General features: G+C 63.7%; 24 protein-coding genes. 11 read left to right on the forward strand and 13 right to left on the reverse strand.

All coding sequences use genetic code 11. From position 1 onward, the window contains the following. The first annotated feature begins 118 nt into the window (after positions 1-118). The 7 genes from glgA (at position 119) to grxD (ending at position 7,096) form a co-directional block, all read left to right on the forward strand. Entirely contained in the window at positions 119-1,597 is a 1,479-nt protein-coding gene (gene glgA, locus CCC_RS09075; protein ID WP_009868929.1) for a glycogen synthase GlgA, read from the forward strand. Beyond that, complete coding sequence (gene glk / locus CCC_RS09080; protein WP_009868928.1) at positions 1,594-2,583, forward strand: glucokinase; 990 nt, start codon at positions 1,594-1,596, stop codon at positions 2,581-2,583. Before glgA ends, glk begins: the two co-directional genes overlap by 4 nt. Before the next feature lie 177 nt (positions 2,584-2,760). Then, the gene (locus CCC_RS09085) at positions 2,761-3,300 is read left to right on the forward strand and encodes a hypothetical protein (RefSeq protein WP_041040954.1); all 540 of its coding nucleotides are present in this window, start codon (positions 2,761-2,763) and stop codon (positions 3,298-3,300) included. A gap of 70 nt (positions 3,301-3,370) precedes the next feature. Beyond that, positions 3,371-4,060 carry a phosphoribosylformylglycinamidine synthase subunit PurQ gene (gene purQ, locus CCC_RS09090; protein ID WP_041040956.1) on the forward strand — a complete coding sequence of 230 codons (690 nt, stop codon included), beginning with the start codon at positions 3,371-3,373 and terminating at the stop codon, positions 4,058-4,060. Continuing rightward, on the forward strand, positions 4,057-6,261 hold the full coding sequence (purL, locus tag CCC_RS09095; RefSeq protein WP_009868925.1) for a phosphoribosylformylglycinamidine synthase subunit PurL: 2,205 nt from the start codon (positions 4,057-4,059) through the stop codon (positions 6,259-6,261). Before purQ ends, purL begins: the two co-directional genes overlap by 4 nt. A gap of 164 nt (positions 6,262-6,425) precedes the next feature. Further along, the gene (locus CCC_RS09100) at positions 6,426-6,683 is read left to right on the forward strand and encodes a BolA family protein (RefSeq protein WP_041040958.1); all 258 of its coding nucleotides are present in this window, start codon (positions 6,426-6,428) and stop codon (positions 6,681-6,683) included. Positions 6,684-6,766: 83 nt separating this feature from the next. Next, positions 6,767-7,096, forward strand: a complete 330-nt coding sequence (gene grxD, locus CCC_RS09105; protein ID WP_009868477.1) for a Grx4 family monothiol glutaredoxin — start codon at positions 6,767-6,769, stop codon at positions 7,094-7,096. Positions 7,097-7,169: 73 nt separating this feature from the next. On the opposite strand, the gene rpsD is transcribed toward grxD, so the two are convergent. The 3 genes from rpsD to cimA all read right to left on the reverse strand — a co-directional run bounded on the left by rpsD (position 7,170) and on the right by cimA (position 10,326). Next, positions 7,170-7,787 carry a 30S ribosomal protein S4 gene (gene rpsD / locus CCC_RS09110; protein ID WP_041040960.1) on the reverse strand — a complete coding sequence of 206 codons (618 nt, stop codon included), beginning with the start codon at positions 7,785-7,787 and terminating at the stop codon, positions 7,170-7,172. Positions 7,788-7,942: 155 nt separating this feature from the next. Continuing rightward, the gene (locus CCC_RS09115; RefSeq protein ID WP_009868475.1) at positions 7,943-8,686 is read right to left on the reverse strand and encodes an RNA methyltransferase; all 744 of its coding nucleotides are present in this window, start codon (positions 8,684-8,686) and stop codon (positions 7,943-7,945) included. Then, positions 8,686-10,326, reverse strand: coding sequence for a citramalate synthase (gene cimA, locus CCC_RS09120; protein WP_041041383.1), 1,641 nt, complete (start codon positions 10,324-10,326; stop codon positions 8,686-8,688). Before cimA ends, CCC_RS09115 begins: the two co-directional genes overlap by 1 nt. A gap of 268 nt (positions 10,327-10,594) precedes the next feature. Here cimA and CCC_RS09125 point away from each other — a divergent pair, with 268 nt between their 5' ends. Further along, positions 10,595-10,990: a septal ring lytic transglycosylase RlpA family protein gene (locus CCC_RS09125; RefSeq protein WP_009868473.1), complete on the forward strand. Its 396-nt coding sequence runs from the start codon at positions 10,595-10,597 to the stop codon at positions 10,988-10,990. Positions 10,991-10,994: 4 nt separating this feature from the next. On the opposite strand, the gene CCC_RS09130 is transcribed toward CCC_RS09125, so the two are convergent. Both CCC_RS09130 and CCC_RS09135 read right to left on the reverse strand, forming a co-directional pair. Further along, complete coding sequence (locus CCC_RS09130) at positions 10,995-12,203, reverse strand: CaiB/BaiF CoA transferase family protein (protein WP_009868472.1); 1,209 nt, start codon at positions 12,201-12,203, stop codon at positions 10,995-10,997. Beyond that, positions 12,200-12,721, reverse strand: a complete 522-nt coding sequence (locus CCC_RS09135) for a YdcF family protein (RefSeq protein ID WP_009868471.1) — start codon at positions 12,719-12,721, stop codon at positions 12,200-12,202. Before CCC_RS09135 ends, CCC_RS09130 begins: the two co-directional genes overlap by 4 nt. 32 nt (positions 12,722-12,753) lie before the next feature. Here CCC_RS09135 and CCC_RS09140 point away from each other — a divergent pair, with 32 nt between their 5' ends. Both CCC_RS09140 and CCC_RS09145 read left to right on the forward strand, forming a co-directional pair. After that, positions 12,754-13,437, forward strand: coding sequence for a class I SAM-dependent methyltransferase (locus tag CCC_RS09140; RefSeq protein WP_009868470.1), 684 nt, complete (start codon positions 12,754-12,756; stop codon positions 13,435-13,437). A gap of 3 nt (positions 13,438-13,440) precedes the next feature. Then, positions 13,441-15,744, forward strand: coding sequence for a tetratricopeptide repeat protein (locus CCC_RS09145; RefSeq protein WP_052473066.1), 2,304 nt, complete (start codon positions 13,441-13,443; stop codon positions 15,742-15,744). A gap of 60 nt (positions 15,745-15,804) precedes the next feature. Here CCC_RS09145 and CCC_RS09150 read toward each other — a convergent pair whose 3' ends face one another. From CCC_RS09150 to had, 8 genes are all read right to left on the reverse strand, one after another. Further along, positions 15,805-16,044, reverse strand: coding sequence for a YfhL family 4Fe-4S dicluster ferredoxin (locus CCC_RS09150; RefSeq protein WP_009868468.1), 240 nt, complete (start codon positions 16,042-16,044; stop codon positions 15,805-15,807). Between the two features lie 84 nt (positions 16,045-16,128). Beyond that, positions 16,129-16,968, reverse strand: a complete 840-nt coding sequence (gene bcrD / locus CCC_RS09155) for a benzoyl-CoA reductase subunit D (protein WP_009868467.1) — start codon at positions 16,966-16,968, stop codon at positions 16,129-16,131. A 21-nt stretch (positions 16,969-16,989) separates the two neighbouring features. Next, positions 16,990-18,282, reverse strand: a complete 1,293-nt coding sequence (gene bcrA, locus CCC_RS09160) for a benzoyl-CoA reductase subunit A (RefSeq protein ID WP_009868466.1) — start codon at positions 18,280-18,282, stop codon at positions 16,990-16,992. 15 nt (positions 18,283-18,297) lie between these two features. Then, positions 18,298-19,596, reverse strand: a complete 1,299-nt coding sequence (gene bcrB / locus CCC_RS09165) for a benzoyl-CoA reductase subunit B (RefSeq protein WP_041040962.1) — start codon at positions 19,594-19,596, stop codon at positions 18,298-18,300. A 4-nt stretch (positions 19,597-19,600) separates the two neighbouring features. Continuing rightward, complete coding sequence (bcrC, locus tag CCC_RS09170) at positions 19,601-20,776, reverse strand: benzoyl-CoA reductase subunit C (RefSeq protein ID WP_041040964.1); 1,176 nt, start codon at positions 20,774-20,776, stop codon at positions 19,601-19,603. A gap of 1 nt (position 20,777) precedes the next feature. Continuing rightward, on the reverse strand, positions 20,778-21,557 hold the full coding sequence (locus CCC_RS09175) for a cyclohexa-1,5-dienecarbonyl-CoA hydratase (RefSeq protein WP_041040966.1): 780 nt from the start codon (positions 21,555-21,557) through the stop codon (positions 20,778-20,780). Position 21,558: 1 nt separating this feature from the next. Next, positions 21,559-22,692, reverse strand: coding sequence for a 6-oxocyclohex-1-ene-1-carbonyl-CoA hydratase (gene oah, locus CCC_RS09180; protein ID WP_041040968.1), 1,134 nt, complete (start codon positions 22,690-22,692; stop codon positions 21,559-21,561). Between the two features lie 30 nt (positions 22,693-22,722). Next, positions 22,723-23,799, reverse strand: coding sequence for a 6-hydroxycyclohex-1-ene-1-carbonyl-CoA dehydrogenase (gene had / locus CCC_RS09185; RefSeq protein ID WP_041040970.1), 1,077 nt, complete (start codon positions 23,797-23,799; stop codon positions 22,723-22,725). A 374-nt stretch (positions 23,800-24,173) separates the two neighbouring features. On the opposite strand from had, the gene CCC_RS09190 reads away from it, so the two are divergent. Further along, positions 24,174-25,844 carry a 2-oxoacid:acceptor oxidoreductase subunit alpha gene (locus tag CCC_RS09190; RefSeq protein WP_041041386.1) on the forward strand — a complete coding sequence of 557 codons (1,671 nt, stop codon included), beginning with the start codon at positions 24,174-24,176 and terminating at the stop codon, positions 25,842-25,844.

Below are 25,844 nucleotides of genomic sequence, written 5' to 3' on the forward strand. Positions count from 1 at the left end.
AGCGCACAATCGCGGGCGGCGCGATGCCGCCATGTGGGGGCACGGCCTCTCTCGACGGCGGGCCTAATCCGGGATAGGCTGAGGGTAGGAGTGCTTCAACCTCCGAACGGGGTTCCCGATGCGCGTTCTCTTCGTTTCCTCCGAGGTGTTTCCCCTGGTCAAGACCGGGGGGCTTGCCGATGTGTCGGGGGCCTTGCCCGCCGCCCTGACCGAGTCGGGGGAGGACGTCAAAATCCTGCTGCCCGGCTATCCCGAGGCCATCAAGGCTTCGGGCGCCAAGAAGTCCGTCGGGTCTCTGGGCGATCCGTTCGGCCTGGGGGCCGAGGTGCAACTGCTGTCGGGCAAGCTGCCCGATAGCGGCGTTCCCGTCTGGCTGGTGGATTGTCCCGCTCTGTTCGAGCGTGATGGTGGCCCCTATCAGGATTTGCAGGGCCGTGACTGGCCCGATAACGCGCTGCGCTTTGCCTTGCTGTCGTGGACGGCGGCCCATCTGTGTACCGAGCATAGCCCGGTGAAATGGCGTCCCCAGGTGCTGCACGCCAATGACTGGCAGGCGGGACTGGCGGCGGCCTATCTGCAGGCCTGGAATGTGGCGCAGCGCCCGGCGACGGTGTTCACCATCCACAATATCGCCTATCAAGGCCAGTTTCCGCCCGAGATGGTGGCGCGCCTGGGCTTTCCGCCCGAGATGTATGCCATGGAGGGGTTCGAGTATTACGACACGCTCTCCTTCCTCAAGGCCGGGCTGTTCTATTCCGATCGCATCACCACGGTCAGCCCGCGTTACGCCAAGGAAATTCAGACTCCGGCCTTTGGCTGCGGCATGGATGGGCTGTTGTCCTATCGCGCCGCCGATCTGACCGGCATCCTGAATGGCGCCGATTATCAGGTGTGGAATCCTGCCACGGATCCCCATCTGGATCATCCCTTCGCCCCCGGCGATGCGGCGGGCAAGGCGCGCAACAAGGCGGCGCTTCAGGCGGAACTGGGGCTGGCCCAGGACCCGGATGCGCCCTTGATGGTCATCGTCAGCCGCCTCAACGATCACAAGGGCATGGATCTGGTTCTCGCCGCCCTGCCCAATATTCTGCGCCTGGGCGCCCAGGTGGCGGTCGTCGGGACCGGCGATCGTCCGCTGGAGGACGGGTTCCGCGCCGCGGCGGCCGCCCATCCCGCTCAGGTGGCGGCGCGCATCGGCTATTCCGAGCCCCTGGCCCATCGCATGATGGCGGGCGGCGACATGCTCTTGATGCCGTCGCGCTTCGAGCCCTGCGGCCTGACCCAGTTCTACGCGTTCCGTTACGGCACGGTGCCGGTGGCCCATGCCACGGGCGGGCTGGCCGATACCCTGGTGGATACGGGTTACGATACCCTGATGACCGGCAAGGCCAACGGCTTCGTCTTCGAGCATTGCAATGCCGGGGCCTTCCAGTGGGCGGTAGAGCGCGCCGTGGGGCTTTACGCCAAGAAGGATCAGTGGACCCGCATCGTCAAGGCTTGCAACGCCCAGGATTTCGGATGGAGCCGTTCGGCGGCTTTGTACCGCGAGCTCTATAAATCGCTGGCCGGGAACGGCAAGGGGAAGAAGAAGGCATGAGCGGGAGTGCATCAGGATTTGTCCTGGTCGCCGATATCGGTGGCACACATGCCCGCTTCGCCCTGGTGGGCGAGGACGGGGAGGCGGTCAATCCTGTCGTGTTGCGCTGCGCCGATTACGACGGCCCGGCTCCGGCCATCAAGGCCTATCTTTCCGATCAGGGCGCGGGCGCCGCACCCAGACGCGGTGCTTTCGCCGTGGCCTCGGTCATTGACGGCGATCGTATCGAACTGACCAATTCGCCTTGGCGCTTTTCCATCTCCGAGACCCAAAGGGCCGTGGGGCTGGAGCGGCTGGAGGTGGTCAACGACTTCACCGCCGTGGCCCTGTCGGTACGCCATCTGAAGCCTGAACATCTGTTGACCATCGGCGGCGGCGCGGCGCAAGCGGGTCTGCCCATTGCCGTGCTGGGGCCGGGAACGGGGCTGGGGGTGTCGGCCTTGATTCCTGGCGAATCCGGTCGGTGGACAGCCCTGGCCACCGAGGGCGGACACGTCACCATGGCCGCCGCCAGCGAGCGCGAGGCCCGCATCCTCGACCGCTTGCGCACCCAGTTCGACCATGTTTCCGCCGAGCGGGTCCTGTCGGGCCAGGGGCTGGTCAACCTCTATCAGGCGGTCGCCGCCCTGTCGGGGCATCAGGCGGTGTTCTCCACCCCCGACGTCATCACCAAGCGCGGGCTGGACGGATCGTGTCCCATCAGCCGCGAGGCGGTGGAGACATTCTTCGCCATGATGGGGACTGTGGCCGGAAATCTGGCTCTGTCTCTGGGGGCCAAGGGCGGCGTGTTCATCGCGGGCGGCATCCTGCCGCGCATGGCCGATGCCTTCCGCGCCTCCTCCTTCAGGACCCGCTTCGAGGCCCATGGGCGTTTCCAGCCCTATCTGGCCGCCATCCCCACCTGGCTGATCACCCATCCGCTGCCCGCCTTTGTTGGACTTGCGGGGTTGATCCGGCCAAAGGCCGACCATCGGACTTTGGCCTAGGCGCAACGCGCCGCGCGGCTTATGCCGCGGAAGCCAAGGGCGCTCGCGCCCGCCCGGCGTCTGAGGGCGGCGTCAGGCCGCGCCCAAAAACGCATAGGCCTATTCCATCCCGGCACTTGCATTGCGATGCAACATGCACGATATCTGAATTATCGAAGCATGTTCGCGAGCCCTGTCATGTTGGTGTCCGCATTCCGTGTCGGTGAGTTTGATGGCATGTCGCCCCGCAGCGATGCGGCGGTGCTGCGCATCTGCGATCCCACCGACGACTGGCGGGCCCAAGGCCGGGGCTTGGCCCAGGCCGGTTGGGGTTCCACCCTGACCTTGGCGTTCTGGGACATGGATTCCTCGGCCCTGGGGGTCAAGGGCCATCTGATCACCCGCCTGTGGGGCCGCAACCGCGCGGTGTTCGAGGCGCTGGCCGGGCGGCTGTTCGGGTCCGACATTCCCTGGCGTCCCTTCATCGCCGCCGATGCCGTGGCCATCGCCGCCTTTGCCGATTCTTTGGCCGACAAGGGCATTGCCGAGCTTTTCGTGGTCTGCCGCAATGGCCGTGGACGGTCGGGCACCGTGGGCCGCTGGCTGGCCCATCGCCTCGGCGCCCGTTTCACCACCAGCGGCGATGACCGGGATTCCGGCCATATCCGCGAGACCCTGGACCGGATCAATGGCTCTGCCGCCAACCGGATCGAGCCGACCCTGATTCAAGCCGCGTAAAGCGTCTGGAATCCAAATCGGTTCCGGGGTACACAGGGCCTTCCTTTTCCCCTGCGTGAAGGCAACGCCCTTGAAAGCCGCCGTCATCGTATTCCCCGGCTCCAACTGCGACCGCGACGTCGCCGTGGCGCTGGAAGCAAGCATGGGCTCCAAGCCCCTCATGGTGTGGCATCGCGACACCCAATTGCCCGACCTGGACCTCATCGTGGTTCCCGGCGGCTTTTCCTATGGCGATTACCTGCGCTGCGGCGCCATGGCGGCGCATTCGCCGATCATGCGCGAGGTCAAGGCCCAGGCCGACAAGGGCACACGGGTGCTGGGCATCTGTAACGGCTTCCAGATCCTGACGGAGACGGGGCTGTTGCCGGGTGTCCTGATGCGTAACCGTAATCTCAAATTCATCTGCAAGGACGTCTATCTGCGGGTGGAGAATGCCGGGACCGACTTCACGCGCAAGCACAAGCTGGGCGACGTGGTGCGCTATCCCATCGCCCACGCCGAGGGCAATTACTTTGTCGAGCCCGAGACCTTCCGCGCCATGGAGGGCAATGGTCAGGTGGCGTTCCGCTATTGCTCCAAGCATGGCGAAGTGTCCGACGCGGTCAATCCTAACGGCGCTCTGTCCAATGTGGCGGGTGTTTATAACGCGGCCAAGACCGTGCTGGGCCTGATGCCCCATCCCGAACGTCTGGCGGAAGATCTGCTGGGCGGCCGCGACGGCAAGGCCATGTTCGATTCGCTGGTGGAGGCGTTACGTTGAGCAAGATCACTCCGGAAGTCATCGCCCAGCACGGCATCAAGCCCGACGAGTACAAGAAGATCCTGGAGATCATGGGCCGCGAGCCCAATCTCACCGAGCTTGGCATCTTCTCGGTGATGTGGTCCGAGCATTGCTCGTACAAGTCGTCGAAGAAGTGGCTGAAGACCCTTCCCACCAAGGCGCCCTGGGTGATCTGCGGCCCCGGCGAGAATGCGGGCATCATCGATATCGGCGATGGTCAGGCCATCGTCTTCAAGATGGAAAGCCACAACCACCCCAGCTTCATCGAGCCCTATCAGGGCGCGGCGACCGGCGTGGGCGGCATCTTGCGCGATGTCTTCACCATGGGCGCGCGTCCCATCGCCAATATGAACGCTCTGCGTTTCGGCGATCCCTCGCACCCCAAGACCCGTCATCTGGTGGCGGGTGTGGTGGCCGGTATCGGCGGCTATGGCAATTGCGTCGGCGTGCCCACCGTGGGCGGCGAGACCAATTTCCATCCCAGCTATAACGGCAATATCCTGGTCAATGCCATGACCGTGGGTCTGGCCGACAAGGACAAGATTTTCTACTCGGCCGCCGCCGGTATCGGCAATCCGGTGGTCTATTTCGGCTCCAAGACCGGCCGCGACGGCATCCACGGCGCCACCATGGCGAGCGCGGAATTCGACGAGAAATCCGAGGAGAAGCGTCCTACCGTGCAGGTGGGCGACCCCTTCACCGAGAAGCTGCTGATCGAAGCCTGCCTGGAACTGATGTCCACCGACGCCATCGTGGCCATCCAGGACATGGGCGCCGCGGGTCTGACCTCGTCCTCCTTCGAGATGGCGTCCAAGGGCGGCCTGGGCATCGAGATGGATCTCGACGCCGTGCCCATGCGCGAAGAGGGCATGAGCGCCTACGAGATCATGCTGTCGGAATCCCAGGAACGCATGCTGATGGTCCTCAAGCCCGGTCGCGAGGCCCTGGCCAAGGCCATCATGGACAAGTGGGAACTGGACTTCGCCGTGGTGGGCGTGCTCACCGATACCGGCCGCATGGTGTTGAAGCGCCACGGCGCGGTGGTGGCCGATCTGCCCATCGATCCGCTGGCTCTGGCTTCGCCCGAATATGACCGTCCCTGGACCGCACCGGCCAAGCGCCCGGTGGTTGACGCCAAGGACGTGCCCCAGGTCTGCGTCGCCGAGGCGCTGAAGACCTTGGTGGCCTGTCCCGATCTGGCCTCCAAGCGCTGGATCTATTCCCAGTACGACCACATGGTCATGGGCGACACGGTGGGCCGTCCCGGCGGCGATGCCGCCGTGGTGCGCATCCATGGCACCGACAAGGCGGTGGGCATCACCACCGACGTGACGCCGCGCTATGTGCTGGCTGATCCTTACGAGGGCGGCCGTCAGGCGGTGGCCGAGGCCTATCGCAATTTGTCGGCGGTGGGCGCCCTGCCCATGGCCATCACCGACAATCTGAATTTCGGCAATCCCGAAAAGCCCGAGATCATGGGCCAGATCGTCGAGGCCATCCGCGGCATGGGCCAGGCCTGTACCGAGTTGGACTTCCCCGTCGTCTCGGGCAATGTCTCGCTCTATAACGAGACCCAGGGCACGGCCATCCTGCCGACCCCGGCGGTGGGCGGCGTCGGCCTTCTGGAAGACGTCAACAAGTCGGCGACCGTCGCCTTCAAGCAGGCGGGGTCGTCCATCGTGCTGATCGGCGAGACCAAGGGCTGGCTGGGTTCGTCGCTTTACCTGCGCGAGATTGCCAAGCGCGAAGACGGCGCCCCGCCGCCCGTGGCTCTGCACCGCGAGCGCCGTGCCGGTGAACTGGTCCGCCAGTTGATCGGCGACGGCCTCGTCCTGGCCTGCCACGACGTTTCCGATGGCGGCTTGCTGGTGGCGGTGGCCGAGATGGCCATGGCGTCCGAGGACAAGATCGGCGCCAAGCTGGATGCGCCCCATAACCTGGCTCTGCACGCCTGGTGCTTCGGCGAGGATCAGGGCCGCTATATTCTGGAAGTGTCCGACAACGATCTGGCCAGCGTGCTGGAAGAGGCGGCCGAACACGATACTGCGGCCCGCGTCATCGGCAAGACCGGCGGCCCGGCCATCAGCGTCGGCGGCAGCGCCGTTCCGGTCTTCGAACTGGCTGAAGCCAACGAGGGCTGGCTGCCCGGCTATATGGGCGAGGAAATGTCGGGTCACTAAAGGCTCTCGACCGTTCCATCCTCTTGAGACGAGAAGGCCCCTTCAAAGGGGCCTTCTTTTTGCCCGTGTCCCTTCTCTTCCTGGGGACATAGCATTGTTGCGGGCGCGAAGGCGGAACCGTATTGTGGGGGCGGAAGGGTATCTTTCAGGAAAGAACGACGCGCATGCCCATGGAAGCCAGTGAGATCGAGGCCCTGATCCGTCAGGGTATTCCCGACGCCCGCGTCATCATCGAGGATTTGAAAGGCGACGGCGATCACTACTCGGCCCTGGTGATTTCCGAGGCCTTCCGCGGCAAGAGCCGCGTCGCCCAGCACCAGATGGTCTTCGCTGCCATGCAGGGCAAGATGGGCGGCGAGTTGCATGCCATGGCGCTGCAGACCACGACGCCCGACAAGGTTCCCGATTTCGCCAAGGCGTAGGGGGCCCGCGCTTGCGGGATGGCCCCCGGCTGCCTACATCTCAATAACGATCCGTCACGATCATTTCCGAGGAAGTTTGACCGATGAACAATCCCGTTTTCGACCGCATCCGCCAGGACATTTCCGAAAATGATGTGGTCCTTTACATGAAGGGCACGCCCATGTTCCCGCAGTGTGGCTTTTCGGCCGCCGTGGTGCAGGTGCTGACCAATCTGGGCGTCAAGTTCAAGGGCATCGACATCCTGGTCGATCCCTCCTTGCGCGATGGCATCAAGCAGTTCACCAACTGGCCGACCCTGCCGCAGCTTTACGTGAAGGGCGAGTTCGTCGGCGGCTGCGACATCGTGCGCGAAATGGCCGAATCGGGCGAGCTGAAGCAGCTGATGGCCGATAAGGGCGTGGCTTCGGCCTGACCCATTTCGCTTTGCCAAAGAAAAACGGCCCGGAGTTTCCTCCGGGCCGTTTCGTCTTGAACAGGGATCCGTCTTAGCGCGAATAGAATTCGACGACCAGATTGGGTTCCATCTGAACGGCATAGGGGACATCGCCCAGCTTGGGGATGCGGATGAACTTGCCCTTCATCTCCTTGTGGTCGACTTCCAGATAATCGGGAATGTCGCGCTCGCCCGACTGGGCGGCTTCGAGGATCAGGGCCATGTCCTTGGACTTGGTCTTCACCGAGACCACGTCGCCTTCGTTGACACGATAGGACGGAATGTTGACGCGCTTGCCATTGACCAGGATGTGGCAGTGGTTGACCAGCTGGCGGGCGGCAAACGGGGTGGGGGCGAACTTGAGGCGATAGACCACCGCGTCCAGGCGGCATTCCAGCAGGCCGATCAGGTTCTCGGAGGTGTCGCCACGGCGGCGCACGGCCTCGTCATACAGACGGCGGAACTGCTTCTCGCTGATATTGCCGTAATAGCCCTTCAGCTTCTGCTTGGCCATCAGCTGGGTGCCGAAATCGGACGGCTTCTTGCGGCGCTGGCCGTGCTGGCCGGGAGGGTTCTCCTTGCCGCGGTTCAGCGGGGACTTGGAACGGCCCCACAGATTGGCGCCCAGGCGGCGGTTGATCTTGTACTTGGCTTCAATACGCTTGCTCATGGTCTTCCTTCTGGCCGAATTGATCAGCCTATTCGGTTTGTCCCGATAGTCCTGGTCCGCCCACTATGGACGGGGAGGGGTGGGCGCGCCAAACGGCCGGCCACCCGCTTTCTCGGGAGGAGAAGGGGCGAAATATACGGATCAGGCGGGCTGTGTCAACCTTTCTCGCCCTTCTTGTGGCGATAGGTCACCAGTTCGTGGACGATGCCATGTAGGGTCTGGATTTCCTGGCCGGTGAGGTTGGCGCGCTGGAACATGTTGCGGATGTTCCTCACCATCACCGGGCGCTTGTCGGGCACGCGCAAAAAGCCGCAGGAATCCAACTCGCGTTCCAGATGCTCGAAGAAAAAGATCAGCTTTTCCTTGGAGGCCGGGCCTTCCGATCCCTTGGTCATGGCGGGCAGGGTCTCGGCCGCCTCGCACTGGTGCCATTCATAGGAGATCAGCAGCACCGCCTGGGCCAGGTTCAGCGAGCAGTAGTCGGGATTGAGCGGCACGGTCAGCACGGTATCGGCCACCGCCACGTCGTCGTTCTCCAGCCCCGTCCGCTCGGGCCCGAACAGCACGCCGAATTTGAGGCCCTCGGCATCGGCGGCTCGCATATGGGCGGCGGCTTCGCGCGGCGTGTCCACCGGCTTGGTCATGTAGCGGTCGCGGCCCGTGGTGGCCCAGACCCGGTTAAGGTCGGCTACGGCGTCTTTGGTGCTCTCGAACACCTTGGCGGCCAGCAAAACACGGTCGGCGCCCGAGGCGGCCGCGATGGCCTTTTCGCTCAGCCAGCCCTCGCGCGGGGCCACGATGCGCATGTCGCTAAGGCCGCAATTGAGCATGGCGCGGGCCGCTGTGCCGATATTCTCGGACAATTGCGGCCGGACTAAGATGATGGCGGGACCGCTCATCACTCGTCCCGGAAACGGAACAGCATGAAGGTGATGGAATCCTGAAGGGCCTCCAGCGAGGCTTCCAGCACATTGGTATGCACGCCTACCGTGGTCCAGCGATGGCCCTTGTCGTCCTCGCTTTCGATGGTGACGCGGGTCTTGGCGGCGGTGCCCACGGTGCTTTCGGTGATGCGCACCCGGTAGTCCTTGAGTTCCATCGCGGTCAGTGCCGGATAGACCCGCGTCAAGACCTTGCGCAAAGCCACGTCGAAGGCGTGGACCGGGCCCGTGCCTTCGCCCACTTCCATGTATTCGACGCCGCCCACCTCGACCTTGACCGTGGCTTCGGACAGGGTGATCCACTCGCCATGGGCGTTGCGGCGGCGCTCGTCGATGACTCGGTAGCGTTCCAACTGGAAGTATTCCGGCACTTCGCCCAAGGCGCGGCGCACCAGCAGTTCGAAGCTGGCGGCGGCCTGATCATAGGCGTAGCCCTCATGCTCCAGACGCTTGACCAGATCCACCAGATCGGTGGCTTCGCGGGCGTCGAAGGTGACCTGCATCTGATCCACCACGCGGACCAGGCTCTCGCGTTTGATCGAATCGAGGTCGACGCCAATTTCGGTCAGGCGCGCCACCAGATTGGAACGCCCGGCCTGATCGGACATGACGATATGGCGCAGATTGCCCACCGAAGCCGGGTCCACATGTTCGTAACATCTGGGGTCCTTGGCCACGGCGGAGACGTGCAGGCCGCCCTTATGGGCGAAGGCCGAGTTGCCCACATAGGGCTGGCCGCGATTGGGGGCGCGGTCCAGCACCTCGTCGAGCGCACGCGAGACCGAGACCAGATTCTTCAGGTCCTCGGGGGCGATGCCGGTGTCGAAGCCCATCTTCAGCGTCAAAGCCGGGATGATGGAGATCAGATTGGCATTGCCGCAACGCTCGCCCAGCCCGTTCAGGGTGCCCTGGACCTGACGCACGCCCGCCTCGACCGCCGCCAGCGAGTTGGCCACCGCCGTATCGGAATCGTTGTGACAGTGAACGCCCAGATGGCTGCCGGGGATGCCGCCCTTGATCACTTCGCTCACGATGCGTCGCATCTCGTGGGGCAGGGTGCCGCCATTGGTGTCGCACAGCACCACCCAGCGCGCACCCGCGTCATAGGCGGCCTTGGCCGCCGCCAGGGCGTAAGCCGGGTTGGCCTTGTAGCCGTCAAAGAAATGCTCGGCGTCGAACATCACCTCCTCGACCTTGGTCAGGGCGTGCTGCACAGAATCGGCAACCATGCGCAGATTCTCGTCCAGTTCGATGCCGAGAGCCACGGTGACCTGGAAATCCCAGCTCTTGCCCACCATGGTGGCGACACGGGCCGGAGTGACCAGCAGGGCGTTAAGCCCCGGATCGTTATCGGCCGAGCGTCCGGCCCGGCGCGTCATGCCGAAGGCGGTGAGACGCGAGCGCTTGAAGGCGGGCGGATCGGCAAAGAAGGCGTCGTCGGTGGGATTGGCGCCCGGCCAGCCACCCTCCACATAGTCGATGCCAATTCGGTCAAGCTCGCGCGCGATCCGCACCTTATCGGCGGCGGAGAAGTCCACTCCCTGAGTCTGCGCGCCATCGCGCAAGGTGGTGTCGTAGAGATAAACGCGCTCGGCCATGACGATCTCGATCTGCCCGGAAAACATTGGGAAAGGGAGGAAACATGCCCCATCAGGGGGGCATTGGGCAAGGCCTTACCGTTTACCGTCATGCCGTTGTTTCGGTGGCGCGCATGGCATCTGATCTGGCGGCATAGGTTGTAATACGGATGAACCTGTTCATCCGTATTTACAATTTGTTAGCATCTGTGTCTTATTTCACAGTTCCTTAGGAAAAGTCCGGGCAGAATGCCCCGCGAATAACGCAGGCAGATGCAGGACCCAGACCATGAAAACACTCAAGATCGCGGCTTTGGCCGTTGTCCTGGTGGGGGCCAAGTCTCTTCCAGCCATGGCCGAGATGGCCGGTGCGGCAGCCCTGGGACATGAAAGCTATGGTGTCGCATCCTGGTACGGAACGGGATTCAAGGGCAGCCGTACCGCCAGCGGTGAGAAATTCGATCCAAAAGCTTTGACGGCGGCCCATCCGACTTTGCCCTTCGGCACGCTGGTCGAGGTATCGCGCCGCGACAAGAAGAAGTCGGTGATCGTTGTGGTCACCGATCGCGGTCCCTATGTTCAGGGGCGTTCCATCGACCTGTCACGGGCGGCAGCCCGGCGGCTGAGCATGAGCTATCTGGGCGCCGTACCGGTCAGGATGCAGGTGGTGGGGATGACGGAATAGGGAGTCAGATGACCCCTTTTTCCTTCAAGGCCTCGATCTCGGCCTTGCCGAGACCCAGCAGCCCGCCATAGACCCGGCCGTTGCCCTCGCCCAGACGGGGGCCGAGATGCTCGACTCTTCCGGGTGTGGCCGACAGTTTGGGCACTACGCCCGGTACCACCACGCTGCCCAGCACCGCATCGGCCACCTCTTGCAGATTGCCGCGGGCCTGGAACTGTGGATCCTCGAAGATGTCGGCGATGGTGTTGAGCGGCGCGGCGGGCACCTCGAAGTCCAGGCAAAGCGCCATCACTGTTTCGCGCGGGCGGCCCGCGATCCAATGGCCGACCAGGGCGTCCACGTCCACGCGTTCGGCCAGCCGGTGGCGCAACAGGCCCCATTTGGCTTCCTCGGCCAGTTCCGGGCGTTCCATGGCCTCGCAAAGACGGGCGAACATACGGTCGGTGGTGCATGCCAGGGCCACCCATTTGCCGTCACCGCAGCGGAAATGGCCGTGGGGGCAGGCATTGACGGTGCCCGAGCCTTCCCTTTCCCTAACCTTGCCGAACATGGCGAAGGCCGGGGCGATCTCGTCCAGCGCACGGAAGACCGATTCATAAAGGGCAAGGTCGATGATCTGGCCTTCGCCGGTGGCATCCTTGTGGCGCAGCGCCAGCAGCACGCCGATGGCGCCATAAAGCCCGCTCATGTAATCGGCCAGCGAAGTGGAACCGGGGGTGACCGGCACATCGCCCGGCATGCCCGCCAGATAGGACAATCCGCCGAAGGCATGGGCGATGCGGGCGAAGCCGGGGCGGTCCTTATAGGGGCCGGTCTGGCCATAGCCCGAGATGCGCAGCAAGATCAGCCCCGGATTGGCCCTGCGCAATTCCTCCCAGCCCAGCCCCCATTTCTCCAGGGTGCCGGGGCGGAAATTCTCGGCGATGACGTCGGTGCGGGCGACGAGTTTGAGGAACAGTTCACGGCCCTCGGGCTTGCGCAAGTCCAGCGTCACCGATTCCTTGTTGCGGGCTTCGGAAAGCCACATCAGCGAATCGCCGTCCCGTCCGGTGATGGAACCGAAGCGGCGAAAGGAATCTCCGCCCTGGGGTTGCTCCACCTTGATCACCTCGGCGCCGAACTCGCCCAGGATGGCGCAGGCATAGGGCGCGGCGATGAAGGTGGCGATGTCGAGGACGCGAATGCCGTCAAGGGGGCGTTTGGCGTTGGTCATGCTTGTTTCCTCAGTTTCATCCGCTCGACCCGGATGACCGTCCAGGGCAGGGCGAAGGCCTCGCGCAGCCAGGCCATATACCATTCCGGTCCGGGATTGGTCTCGGGCCAGGCGGCGGCGGGCCGCGCCTTCAGGCCGAGACGGTGAAAGATGTACAGCGCGCGCGCCATGTGGCAGGCATCGGTGATGATCAGAAGCCGCGTCCATCCCCGCGCCTCGATCATGGGCCGCGACATCAGGGCATTGCCGATGGTGTTGCGGGAGGCATCCTCCACATGCAGCCGGTCGGGATCGAGACCCGATTGCAGAGCCATGGCGCGCATCACATGGGCTTCGGGCGTGGTGTGACGCACCGCGCCGCCGCTCATCAGAAGATGCGCGACTTTTCCGTCCCTGGCCAGCCGCACGCCGAGCTCGACCCGGCGGGCCAGGGCCGGGCTGGGGCTGCCGTCGGGGCGCACCATGGCGCCCAGGATGATGGCAGCATCGAAGCTATCGACAGGGGAGGCGGTCATCATTAAGACTTGAACGATCATCTCTGGAGAATGTCATGGACAAGCGCCGCAACACCGATGTCATCGTGAAGACCCTGGCCCTGGAAGGCAAGCGGGTCATCGATGTGGGCTGTGGCGACGGCGCCCTGGTGCGTCTGATGGCCCGTTTCGGCGCCCATGTGCTGGGGGTGGAATGCAGCCCGCGTCAACTGGCCAAGGCCCGCGCAAGCGCCAAGGTCAGCGACGAAGAGATTGTCGAGGGCGTGGGCCAGGCCCTGCCCGCCGATGACGAAAGCGCCGATGCCGTGGTCTTCTTCAACTCGCTGCATCACATCCCTATTTCCCATCAGGCCAAGGCCATGGCCGAGGCGGCCCGTGTGCTCAAGCCGGGCGGCGAGGTCTATGTCTCCGAGCCGCTGCCCTGGGGAGCCTTCTTCGAGGCGGTGCGGCCCATCGATGACGAAACCTGGGTAAGGGGGGCGGCGCTGTCCACCGTCAAGGGCGCCTGGGTCCATGGGTTGGAGGAGGCCAGCGAGTTCACCTATATCCACCCCTTGGTGCTGAAGAGCTTCGAGGCCTTCCGCGACAAGATCATTTCGGCAAATTCAGAGCGTGAAGCCAAATTCACGGAACTGGATCACGAGATGCGCGAACGCTTCGCGCTCCTGGCAAAGCCCGCCGAGGATGGCGGCTTCGCCTTCGAACAGCCCATGCGTGTCAACCTGCTGCGCAAGGAATAGTCTATGGGTGCGCATAGTCCCTTTCCCCCTCTGTTCGCCGAGGCGGTGCAGTGTTTTCAGCGTGGCGATCTGGATGGTGCCGAGAGGCGCTGTAAACGTCTGATCGAGGGAAATCCGCAATTTCCCCCATCCTTCGACTTGCTGGGCAATATTCACCTGCGGCGCGGCGCCTTCGCCGAAGCGGAAGCGGCCTTCGAGGGCGCGTTGCGGATCGATTCCGCCAATCCGGAGTTTCGCGTCAATCTGGCGACGGCTCAGTCGCGCAGGGGGCTTTTCCAGGAGGCGGCCGCCAATACCCGCCTTGTGCTGACCCGGTTTGCCGGTCATGCCCGTGCCCTGTCGGTGCTGGGACCGGCGCTTCGCAATCTGAAGAAGTATGATGAGGCGGTGGAGTGCGGCAAGGCGACGGTGGCCGCCGTTCCCCAATTCGCGCCCGCGCATGCCGAACTCGGGGCGGCTCTGGCGGGAGCGGAACGTTATGAGGAGGCGCTGGGCTGTTACGAGCGGGCACTGGCTTTGGCGCCCGACTTTGCCGAGGCGTGGTGCGCCAAGGGCAGAGTGCTTTTTGCCCTGAAGCGGGAGAGTGATGCGGAAAAGGCCATGCGCGAGGCCTTGCGCTGCAAGCCCGACCTTGTTCCGGCCCATATGGGTTTAGGGGAATTCTTGGCTGCGATGGGGCGTCATGACGATGCGGCGGCGCATTTCCGCCGCGCTGTGGAGATTCAACCTGCCAATGCGGACGCGGCCTGCGCGCTTGGAGCGGAACTGCAGGCGGCATTCCGTATCGAGGCCGCCACCGAAGCCTATCGCCATGCCTTGGCGGTCGATCCCGATCTGGTGGCGGCGCTGGTCGGCTTGGGGCGGGTTCACCTGGAGGCTGGGCGCGACCATGAGGCGGTGCCCCTGTTGGAACGGGCCTACCGTCTGAGCCCCGACGAAGGCGGAATCCTTGATATGCTGGTCCTGGCCCGATTGCAGCTTTGCGCCTGGGACGGCCTGGAACCGCTAAGAGCCGCGCTGCTGGAGCGCATCCGCGCCGACCGCATGGTGGTCAATCCCTTTGTGGCCATCCTGGCCGATGCGGATTCCGCCCATCAGGATCTGGCGGCCCGGCAATGGGCGAGGATTGTCACCCCGGCCGATGCCCCGCTATTCCGGCATGTCCCGCCTGAACCGGAGCCGGGACGGCGTCTGCGCATCGGCTATATGTCCTCCGACCTTCATGACCACCCCTTGGCCCATCTCATGGTGGGTATTTTCGAAAATCATGATCGCGCGCGCTTCGAGATGCGCGCCTACAGCCTGGGCTACGACGACGGAAGTCCCATGCGCCGCCGCATCGCCGCCTGTTTCGATGAGGTGGTTCAGATCGACCAGATGGGAGGTGCGGAGGCCGCGCGGCGCATTCAGACGGATGGAATCGATATTCTCGTGGACCTCAACGGCTACACCAATCACGGCAATCCAGCCGTCCTTGCTTACCGTCCGGCGCCGATACAGGTCAACTTCCAGGGATATGCCGCCACACTGGGGGCTGATTTCATGGATTACATCATCGGTGATCCGGTCACCTTGCCCCTGTCCGAGCAGCCCCATTTCGCCGAAGCCATCGTCCAGATGCCCTATAGCTATCACCCTGGTACGGTGACTCGATCTATGGCGGAGAGCGTTCCGAAACGCTCCGATTTCGGGCTGCCCGAAGCCGGATTCGTATTCTGTTGCTTCAACAACGCGGGAAAGTTCACGCCCGAGGTGTTCGCGGTGTGGATGCGGCTGTTGAAGGCGGTGCCGGATTCGGTTTTGTGGCTGCTGGACCGTAACGGAACGGTGAAGGACAACATCCTGGCGCAGGTGGATGCCCATGGCGTGGATCGCGGGCGCGTGGTGCTCGCTCCTCGGGTGCCGCTGCCTTTGCACCTTGCCCGCCAGCAACTGGCCGACCTGTTCCTCGACACCTTGCCGTACAATGCCCATGTGACCGCCAGCGACGCCCTTTGGGCGGGTCTGCCGCTACTGACCTGCCTGGGGCACGCCTTTGCGGGAAGGGTGGCGGGAAGCCTGTTGAAAGTCCTGGAACTAGATGAGCTGATCACCACGGATCTGGAGCAATACGAGGCCAGGGCGCTGGAATTGGCGCGCGACCGCGGGCGGCTCGATGGGTTGCGCGCCCGTCTGATGGCGAATAAGGCCTCGTCGCCGCTGTTCGATGTCGCCCTCTATACCCGCCATCTTGAAGCGGCGTATGCCAGCATGTGGGAGCGGTGGTGCGCGGGCCGAGCGCCGGAACCCTTCGTCATAACCCCATGAAAAAACCCCCGCAGGCTCGCACCGGCGGGGGTTTCAAACTTCTGGCGGAAGGCCCGAAGCTTAGCCGTGAATGGCCTTGTACTTGGCCAACAGGGCATCCTTGCTCTCGGATTCGTGCTGCACGATACAGTCCGCCGGGCAGACCATCTGGCACTGCGGGCTGTCTTCGGCGCCGACGCACTCGGAGCAACGGGACGCGTCGATCACATAGATCACGTCGCCGGACGAAATGGCCTGATTCGGACAGGCGGAGACGCAGGCGTCGCAGCTGGTGCAGTCGTCGGTAATCTTCAGAGACATGGGTTTTTCCTCTCTCCTGGCAACCCCACAAAGGCTGTCCCCGGCCCCCGCGTTGATCGCGGGTGGCCGGGGTGCGCGCGGATATTACGCCGCTTGGCCCAGACGGGCCAGCTTTTCGTGACGGAAAGCGCCCCACAGCGCGGCGCCGATGGCGCCCGCATAGATGGAGTCCGGATGGGAGACGGCCTTCAGATTGACCTTCTCCTGCTCCGCCGCCTCGTTGAGCGCCGCGACCAGGCCCGTATCCAGGGCCAGACCACCGGTGACCTGGACGATGCCGTCCACGGCGCCGATGGACTTCAGCAGCTTGGCCAGACGCACCGCCATGGACACGTGAATGCCCTTGAGGATGTTCGAAGCCGAGATGCCGCGCGACACCATGTTGATGACGTCGGTCTCCGCCAGCACGGCGCAGATGGACGACACCTTCTCGGGGTCATCGGCCTTCATGGACAGCGAGCCGATCTCGTCCTGGGCGATGCCCAGATAGCGGGCGATGTTCTCCAGGAACTGGCCCGAGCCCGAGGCGCACTGGCTGGTCATCTTGTAGGACAGCACCTTGCCCACGCCATCCATGCGGATGGCGCGACCGTTCAGCGCACCGATATCGAGCACGGCGCGGGCTTCCGGGTTGAGATAGAGACCGCCGCGGCCATGGGTGGTCATGGAGTAGAAATGGCCGGTGGCGAAGCTCAGGTTCTCGGCATCGCCGGTGGACGCCACATAGGCGACGTCCTTGGCGTCGACGCCAGCCGACTTCAGCATGTGGTTATAGGTCTCGGTGGTCAGCTGGAAGGGGTCGCGGTTACGGATACGCGAGGTTTCCTTGCCCAGCCACTCCACCTTGTCGCCATTGACCTTGAAGACGACGGTCTTGATGCAGCCCGAACCGATGTCAACACCGGTAGTGATAAGTTCAGACATGGATGTCTCCTTTCTTCCCGATCAGTTGACGACCGCGCGCACGGCGAAGGTGGCCCCGCCGAGAGCGCCGGTGTAGATGGAGTCCGGGTCGATGTTGATGGTCACGTCGCCGTAATTCTCCTTGATCAGCTTGCGCAGCTCGCGCACCGCCGCCTCGTTCTTGGCGACGCCACCGGTGAAGGTGAACTGGTCCTTGACGCCGCCAGCGCGCGACAGGATGGACATGGCGCGCAGGATGATGGCGCGGTGCAGACCGGCCAGGATGTCTTCGCGCTTTTCGCCCAGAGCCAGACGGTCACGCAATTCGGCGCCCGCGAACACGGTGCAGGTGGAGTTGATGCGGACCTGCTTGTTGGACTTCATGGCCAGCGGCCCCAACTCGTGCAGGCCCATATTCATCTCGTCGGCGATATAGCCCAGATAACGGCCGCAACCGGCGGCGCAGCGATCGTTCATCTGGAAGTTCTCGACGATGCCCACGGGATCCACCTGGATGCCCTTGGTGTCCTGACCGCCGATGTCCAGAACCGTGCGGGTTTCCGGATACATCATATGAGCGCCCAGGCCGTGGCACAGGATCTCCGAGCGGATATGCTCCTTGGGGAAGGGCAGGCGGACGCGGCCATAGCCGGTGCCGACCACATAGGTCTCCTCCAGCGGAATGGCCAGAGCCGACTGGACGGGAGCCAGGATCGAGGAACCGGTCATGGTGCCCTTTTCCAAGGCGCGGACGAACTTGCCCTCCATGTCGCCCGACGGCGGACGGTTTTCCACTTCGATGATCGACTTGTCATAGACGTTGAGGATCAGGTCGAAGCCGAGACCGGCCTCCTTGCAAACGGCCTCGCCGTGGCTCATGAACTCGGCGCCCGCCAGATCGCGGAAGAAGTCCGACTTGCGCTTGACGCCGGGGGCGTACTGCTTGGCCGAGCTGTCACGCAGGCGCGAGAAGGTGCCTTCCAGAGCCTCGATCACCGTCTTCTCGCGGCCCGCGAAGCGCGGGCCCTTGATGTTGGCGATGCAGGTCTGCTGCAGATCCTCGAGCTGCTCGAGGAACTGCACATGGCGGAAATTGCGCTCCAGATCCGACAGGATGTCGTCGACCTTGCCCGCCACTTCCGGCACGCCGCCCAGGGCGCGGCGGAACAGGGTGAGGCGGGTGTCGATCAGCGCTTCCTGCTTGGAAACGGCGGCCGCGGTGTCGTAGTTGGAACGCGAATTGGTGATGCCGCGTCCCAGGATCTGCAGGTTCTCGTCCATGACCACCGCCTTGGTGGTGGTGGAACCCAGATCGATGCCGATGAAACAACGCATAGTGGTATTCCTCCCTTACGCAGCGACGGTCTTGGAGCCGCCGCCGCGGCGCTTCTGCTCGATCATCTGGAAGTAGCTTTCCAGACGGTTCTTGACGTTGGCCGCCGAGAAGTAGCGCGGATCGACCAGATCGGTCTCGATGAAGGCGCCGGGACGGCCGGTGCGGCGTTCCACTTCCTTCATGATCATCAGCTGACCAGCCGAGAAGCTGTTGCAGCTCTTGATCGAGTTGATCAGCAGGCCGTCGGCCTCGTATTCCTCGACATACTTGGCCAGCAGGTCGACACGGGTCGGCAGGTTCAGGTTGGTGTAGCAACCCAGGCAGTAATCGGCCAGCGACTCCAGGGGGTTGTCCGGATCGTGACGGAAGCCCTGGTCATACAGACCGCCCACCTTGGTGTAGGAAGAGGCGACCACGACCGCACCCTCGTCATAGAACATCTTCCAGAATTCGCGGAAGTTGGTCCAGTTGGGCGGGCCTTCGACGATCAGGCGATACTTCTGGTCGTTGAAATAGGTGCCCTCGGGGGTCATGGGGCCCTGGTGGTTCTCGATACGGCCCTGCACTTCCTTGCGCAGCATCTCGTAATAGGAGACCGCGTCCTCGGTGCCGCGGAAGGCGGTGAAGATCGGGCCGATATAGTACACGCCACCGAAATAGGCATCGATGGGCGAGGGCTTGACCTTGCCCTGTTCCAGGCACCACACCAGATCGTCCTCGGCCTTGGCGGAGTTCTTCAGGTACTGGCGCAGACGGTCGATGTCGAACTTGACGCCCGAGACCTGCTCCAGGCCCGGAATGACCACTTCCTTGAGCTGCTTGACGATGTAGTCGCGCATGTTCTTGGTGGAGTGGCCGTCGCCCTCGTAAGGAACGTGCAGCATCAGGGTCGGGCACTTGTACTCTTCACGCAGCAGTTCGAACCACTTCATGAAGGTGTAGCAGCCGGTATAGCTGAGCATCAGCACGTCCGGCACGGGATAGGGCTTGCCGTTGGGCGCGATATTGCCCTTGGACATCTGGCCGATATCGGCCTTCACATAGGTGCAGACGTCCTCGGAATGGCCCGACTTCTCGGCTTCCATGATATAGCCGCCCGAGGCCTTGCGCATGCCGGCCTGGATGGCGTTGATTTCGGGCAGGTTGTTGACGATGTCGAAACACATCAGCAACTCGTTCAGGTTGCCCGGAACGAAGGTGTTGGACACTTTGCGGCCGGTTTCATGCTTGGACGTGATCGCTTCGTAATTGCGCGCGATCATGGCCTTTTGCATGTCCATCGACGGCTCTTTGACGGCTTCAGGCTTGCTCATGATGTCAGCTCCACAGCTTGATGGAATCGGCGAAAGTGCCAGCCTGCTCGCGGATCGGCTGCATCTGGCCCGAATTTTCGGCGTATTTGAAAGCGATGTAGGGGATACCGGCTTCCGACAGCTTGTTGCAGACCATGGGGCGGTCCAGCAGGGCCGGGTCGCAGAAGCTGGGCGTGGCGTAGATGACGCCCTCGGCGCCGCAGGCCTTGACCGCGTCCACATGGAACTGGCCCTTGACCTTGCCGTCGGGGACGTATTTGCACGAGGTTTCCACCGAGTTCTCGAGATAGGTGATGGCCAGGGCCTCCAGCGGATTGCCGGTGGTGGGGACATCGACCATCAGGAACCGGTTGTTCAGCGAGTAGTCGTCATCGACCACATAGCAGCCCGCCATCTCGATGGACTTGATGAGGTTCAGCGGAGGCTGCTCGCAGAACGAGCCGTAGATGGAGATACGCACGTTGTCACGCTTGGGCCGGTCTTCCTTGGCGGCGGCGGCCATGTAGTCCTTGAGCATCTGGTTATGCTCTTCCACGTCCATCATCAGGCCAGCGCGCATCAGCACATAGACCTCGGAGGTGGGGGCCAGCCAGGGCTGCTTGGCACGGAAGGCGTAAACCTCGCGGATCAGGCGGCGGTTTTCGTTATACAGGCCGATGGAGCGCTGGATATCGGCGTCGGAGATCTTGCGGCCCGTGAGGGTCTCAAGACCTTCCTTCAACTCCTGCAGCTCCTGGATGTAATAGGTGCCGCCGATGGACTTGTCGTAGTTCTGGGGCGTGTCGAAGAACTTGGACCACACATTCGGGAACATCAGCTTCCAGATGCCCGACAGGTTGCGGATCACGTCGCAGACGAACGGGAAGATCATGCCGTCGACGAAATCGAGGCGGTTGGTGACGCCCAGTTCGATGGTCGAGCGCGGAATACGGCAGATATAGCTCTGGTAATAGGCGTCGCCGTGGATGACTTCCATCTGGTCGCCGCCGCCGAAGATGCCCAGCGGCAGGCAGCCCGCCGCATGGATCATCTCGATGGGCGAATAGACCGGCAGGAAGCCGATGACCTTGCGGCCTTCCTTGGCGGCTTTCCACTTGCGGGCATAGTTGAAGTTCAGGTCTTCGAACATCTCCTGGCACACGGCCATGATGTCGGCGACGCTTTTATTCTTTCCAGACATCCTATCGGTCCTCCCAAAGTGCCGGCCTCTTTTCGAGAAAGGCGTTCAGTCCCTCGACGGCGTCGCGGGTGGCCATCAGGCCGTTGAGATAAAGGGCTTCAACTTCGGCGATCTTGGCTTTGACCCGCTCGTTCATGCCGAGACGGGCGGCCTTGACCGCGAAACGCAAGCTGGCGGCCGAGTGCTTGGCCGGACCAGCGTCGAACCAGGCGAGCGCCGTGTTCTCCGGATCGTCCACCACGGCGTTGGCGATCCCTAACCGGGCCGCCTCGGCGCCGTCGATGGAGCGGCCGGAATAAAGCAGATCCTCGGCCGCCACGCGGGGCATGCGCTCGGGCAGCAGGCAAGACGCCGCTGGCGCGAACACGCCCAGCACGATCTCCGGCTGGCCCAGCTTGGCATCGGGCGAGACGAACATCATGTGGCCCGCCAGGGCGACTTCGAGGCCGCCGCCCAAACACTGGCCGCGCACGGCGACCAGGATGGGCAGGGGGAAGTCGACCATGGCGATGACCAGCTTGTGCAGGCTGGCCAGCATGGCGGCGCACTGATCGGGCATGTGCTCGGCCACCGAGGCGCCGAAGCTGAAATGCGGCCCCTCGTGGTCGATGAGCACGCCGCGCAGGGCCGAGTCCTCATGGGCGTCCGCCAGGGCGGCCGTCAACGCCGCGATCATCTCGGCATCGACGATGTTGGCCTTGGGACGCGAGAGGCGCAGCCGGAGCAGCTTCCCCTCGCGGTCCTTCCAGACCTTCAGGCAGTTGGCGATGGCTTCGGCCATATCAGTGGCCTGCCTTGGGGATCAGGGACTCGATCAGCTCGGGCGTCCAGGGAGCGCCCTTGGCCAGGGCCTGGCGCAGAGCCACGAAGTCGATCTCGCGGTCGTCCTTGGGGCCCTCGTTGAAGGCCCTAAAGCCGGTACGGGCCTCGGTCATCATGTTGAGGCCCAGCCAGTCGCGGCTGTTTTCCTTGTTGGCGTTCCAGGCGTTCAGCTTGGGCTTCCTGAGTTCCTGGATGGTCTTGGTGAAGCAATCGGGGAAGGTGTGCAGGATCTTGGCGCAGATCTCCTCGACCTTGGCGTCGAGCAGCGACAGATCGATGGTGCCCTTCTTCAGCACTTCCTTGCCCGCCGCCAGTTCGGCGCCGGTCTTGGACTCGCCGTGGATGATGCGGCCGAACTCGTCGAGATAACGGTCGGTGATCACCAGCGGGTTGGGAACAAACTTGCCGTCCACCTTGAGCGCCGGGACCACGTCCATGATGATGCCGGTGCGGTAGGCCTTGTGGGCAGACCAGGGCTCACAGAGCGAACCCGAGACCATGGCCTGCTCGCAGCCGATCATGACCGGCAGGAAGTCGGTGGCGCCGCCGATGGGGGCCGAACCGTGCTTGGGGCCCGCCTGGCCGAACTTGGCCAGATCCTGGGCCACCGAGAAGTCGGCGGCCATGCCGATTTCCTGGCCGCCACCGATGCGCATGCCGTTGACGCGGCAGATCACCGGCTTGTCACAGCCCAGGATGGCCGAGACCATGTCGTTGAACAGCCGCATATACTGGCGGTATTCCTGCGGGTTGCCAGCATAGTACTCGGCGTATTCCTTGGTGTTGCCGCCGGTGCAGAACGCCTTGTCGCCAGCGCCGGTGAACACCACGGAGGACACGTCGCGGGCGTTGGAGGCGTCGCGGAACGCCATGATCACGCCCTTCACCATGTCGGTGGTGTAGGAATTGTACTGCTTCTGGTTGTCCAGCGTGATCCAGGCGTTATAAAGGCCCTCGGCCACGCTGCCGTCGATGCGCTTGGCCGGGCGCTTCTCGTAGAGTACGCCGGGGACGATCTGCGTGGGGACCAGATTGTGATCGTTGAGGTGGGCGGGCGCCGTTGCATCGACGATGGCCGCGGTTTCCTTCTTCATGACCAGGACTCTCCCTCTCTTGAATTTCTTTTAGGTGTTCGGGCACAGGACGGCGCGGCGCGACAACTTGTGGTCGTGCACGGCGGCGAAAGTGTCGTTGATGCTGTCCAGCGGGCGGCGCTCGACGAAGTTCTTCACGTTGATCTTGCCAGACAGGACCAGATCCAGGGCGCCGGGATACAGATCCGGCGGACAGCCCCAGTTGCCCAGCGCGCGGGCGTGGAAGGCCATCAGGTTGGACAGGCGGAACTCGGCCTTGTTCATGGTGTAGCCCACCACGCAGATGGTGCAGCCATGGACCATCAGGTCGAAGGCGCTCTGCTGGCCCGGAACGGAGCCGGAGCATTCCATGATGATCCATTCGGTGGAGCGCAGGCCATTGGCCTTGGCGAAGGCGCCGATTTCCTTCTTGATCTCGCGGGTCGATGGGAAATCCTTGGGGTTGATGGTCAGCGCGGCGCCCGCCGCCTTGACCGCTTCCAGCTTGACCGGGTCGATGTCGAGCGCCACCACCTTGGCGCCCATGGCGGTGGCCACCTGGACGGAATAGCCGCCCACGCCGCCGCAGCCGATGACGATCACCAGATCGCCTTGGCCAATGCCAGCCTGCACCGCGGCCTGATAAGGAGTGGTCAGCGCGTCGGCGACCACCGAGACCTCGGAGAGTTCCAAACCGGTGGCCTTGAGACGGGCCTCGTCCACTTCGCACAAGCCGTTGGCGGGGACGGTGATATGGGTGGCGAAGCCGCCCTGAAGATCGTTGCCCGGCATCTTCTGCGAGCGGCAGATGGTGCCCTTGCCGCGCTTGCACAGATCGCACTGGCCGCAGGGGATGACCGCCGAAATGATGACGGCCTTGCCGACCCAGCTTTCGGCCCCCGAACCGGCCTTGATCACCCGGCCGCTGATCTCGTGACCCAGAGCCAGGGGCAGGGCGTGGTTGGTGCGCACGCCGTTGAAATAGTAATCCAGATCCGTATGGCAGACGCCGCAGCCCGCGACCTCAACCAGCACCTCGCCAGCCCCAGGCGCAGCGAGCTCCATGGGCTCCTTGACCATGGGCTGGCCGACGCCAGTCATCATCCAACGATAGGCGGAAATGCTCATTCCGTTTCCCTCTCTCTTTCCCGTTATCTCCAGACCGTCACGACCATGCGCCACGGGCTGCCCTTGTATTATTCCGTAAATGCGTACCACAATACCGAATTAGCCGTCAAGTGAAGCTTGTGGTCTTGTGGTCCGACCCAAATGGGTGGTATTGACCTAGTCTCGCCTGCGCGGGGGAGAGTATCTTCCGCTGGGTGAGTAATCCCCCTTATATCGGGCCGTCTTGATGGCTTGGAAGCGGGGGCGGCTTAAACACTGGCCAGGCCCGATGCGAAGGAATTCGAGGGCCTAATCTGGGGAAACAGAATATGACGACGAGTTCCGGATCTGGGTCTGTCTCGATCGCGATGTGCGGCAGTGGTGGCGCCGGCGTGATGACGGCCGCCAACATGTTCCTCGACGCCGCAGCCGAGGCTGGGTATTACGCGCTTTTCGGTCGCTCCTCCGGCCCGCAGATCAGAGGCGGCGAGGCCGCTGCTCTGGTCCGTCTGGGTGTCGAGCCCATCACCTCGGTGGATGATACCTTCGATATCATGCTGGCCATCGACTGGCAGGGCGTTCAGCGCTTCGCCGCCGAGCTGCCGCTGTCGAAGAACTCCCTGGTGATCTGCGATCCCTCCGCTGGTGACGTGCCCGAGGTTTACGTCAAGACCGGAGCCAAGATCGTCCATCTCCACATGAAGGATCTGGCCAAGGAGATTCCCGGTGGCCGTCCCAACATGATCGCGCTGGGCGCCGTCGCCGAACTGATCGGTATTCCGGTCGGCCCGCTGACCGAGGTGCTGGGCAAGTCCCTGAAGAAGAAGCGCGCCGATGCTTATGAGGCTTCGGTGGCTGGCGTGAAGGCCGGTGCCGCCGCTGCCGCCACCCTGGGTGGTTCCAAGCGTCTGGCCGCCGCCAAGGCCAAGGACGCCAAGCGCTGGACCGTCACGGGCAATTACGGCGCCGGTCTGGGCGCCATCCGCGGCGGCGTGCGCTTCTGCGCCGCCTATCCCATCACCCCGGCCACCGAGGTGCTGGAATATCTCGCCAGCGCCCTGCCCAAGGTTGGCGGCGTGTTCGTGCAGGCCGAGGACGAGCTGGCCTCCATCAACATGTGCCTGGGCGCCTCTTACGGCGGCGAAGCCTCCATCACCTCGACCGCCGGTCCCGGCCTGTCGCTGATGACCGAGGGTCTGGGTCTGGCCGTGGCGTCCGAGACCCCCGTCGTGGTGGTCGATGTGCAGCGTGTCGGTCCGTCGACCGGTATCGCCACCAAGTGCGAGCAGTCGGACCTCAACATCGCGGTCTACGGCCTGCATGGCGACGCCCCCCATCTGGTGGTCGCGCCCAATTCGGTCGGCGACTGCATCTTCACCACCCAGTGGGGCGTCTATCTGGCCGAAAGCCTGCAGACCGCCTGTCTGGTGATGAGCGATCAGGCCCTGGGCCAGAGCCGCGCCATCATCGACGCTCCCGCCGACGTGGCCTTCGTGGGCAAGCGCCTGGCTGCCGTCGCTCCGGCCGAGGGTGAGGTGTTCAAGCGCTACGCCAACACCGCTTCGGGCATTTCGCCCATGCCGATCCCCGGCCAGCCGGGCTGCCAGTACACCTCGGACGGCCTCGAGCATACCGAGACCGGCACGCCGTCCTCGCAGTCCTCGGATCACACCCTGCAGCTGGACAAGCGTCAGCGCAAGCTGACCAATTTCGATTACGGCAACCATTGGGCCACCATCGAGGGTGAGGGCGACATCGCCGTCATCACCTGGGGTTCGTGCACCGGTGCCGCCCGCGAGGCGGTGGAGCGGGCGCGTGCCGACGGCGTCAAGGCCAAGCTGATCTCGCTGCGTCTGATCTCTCCGATCCGGCCGCAGCACATGGCCGACGCCTTGAAGGGCGTGAAGAAGATCCTGGTGGTCGAGCAGAGCCATCAGGGCCAGTTCACCCGTTACCTGCGTGGCGAGTACGATCTCCCGGCCAAGCCGGAATCGCTGTCTCGTTCCGGTCCGCTGCCCATGCGTCCCGGTGAAATCCACGCCCGCCTCCTGTCGATGGGGAAGTAA

This window comes from Paramagnetospirillum magnetotacticum MS-1 (assembly GCF_000829825.1).
Taxonomy (GTDB): Bacteria; Pseudomonadota; Alphaproteobacteria; order Rhodospirillales; family Magnetospirillaceae; genus Phaeospirillum; species Phaeospirillum magnetotacticum.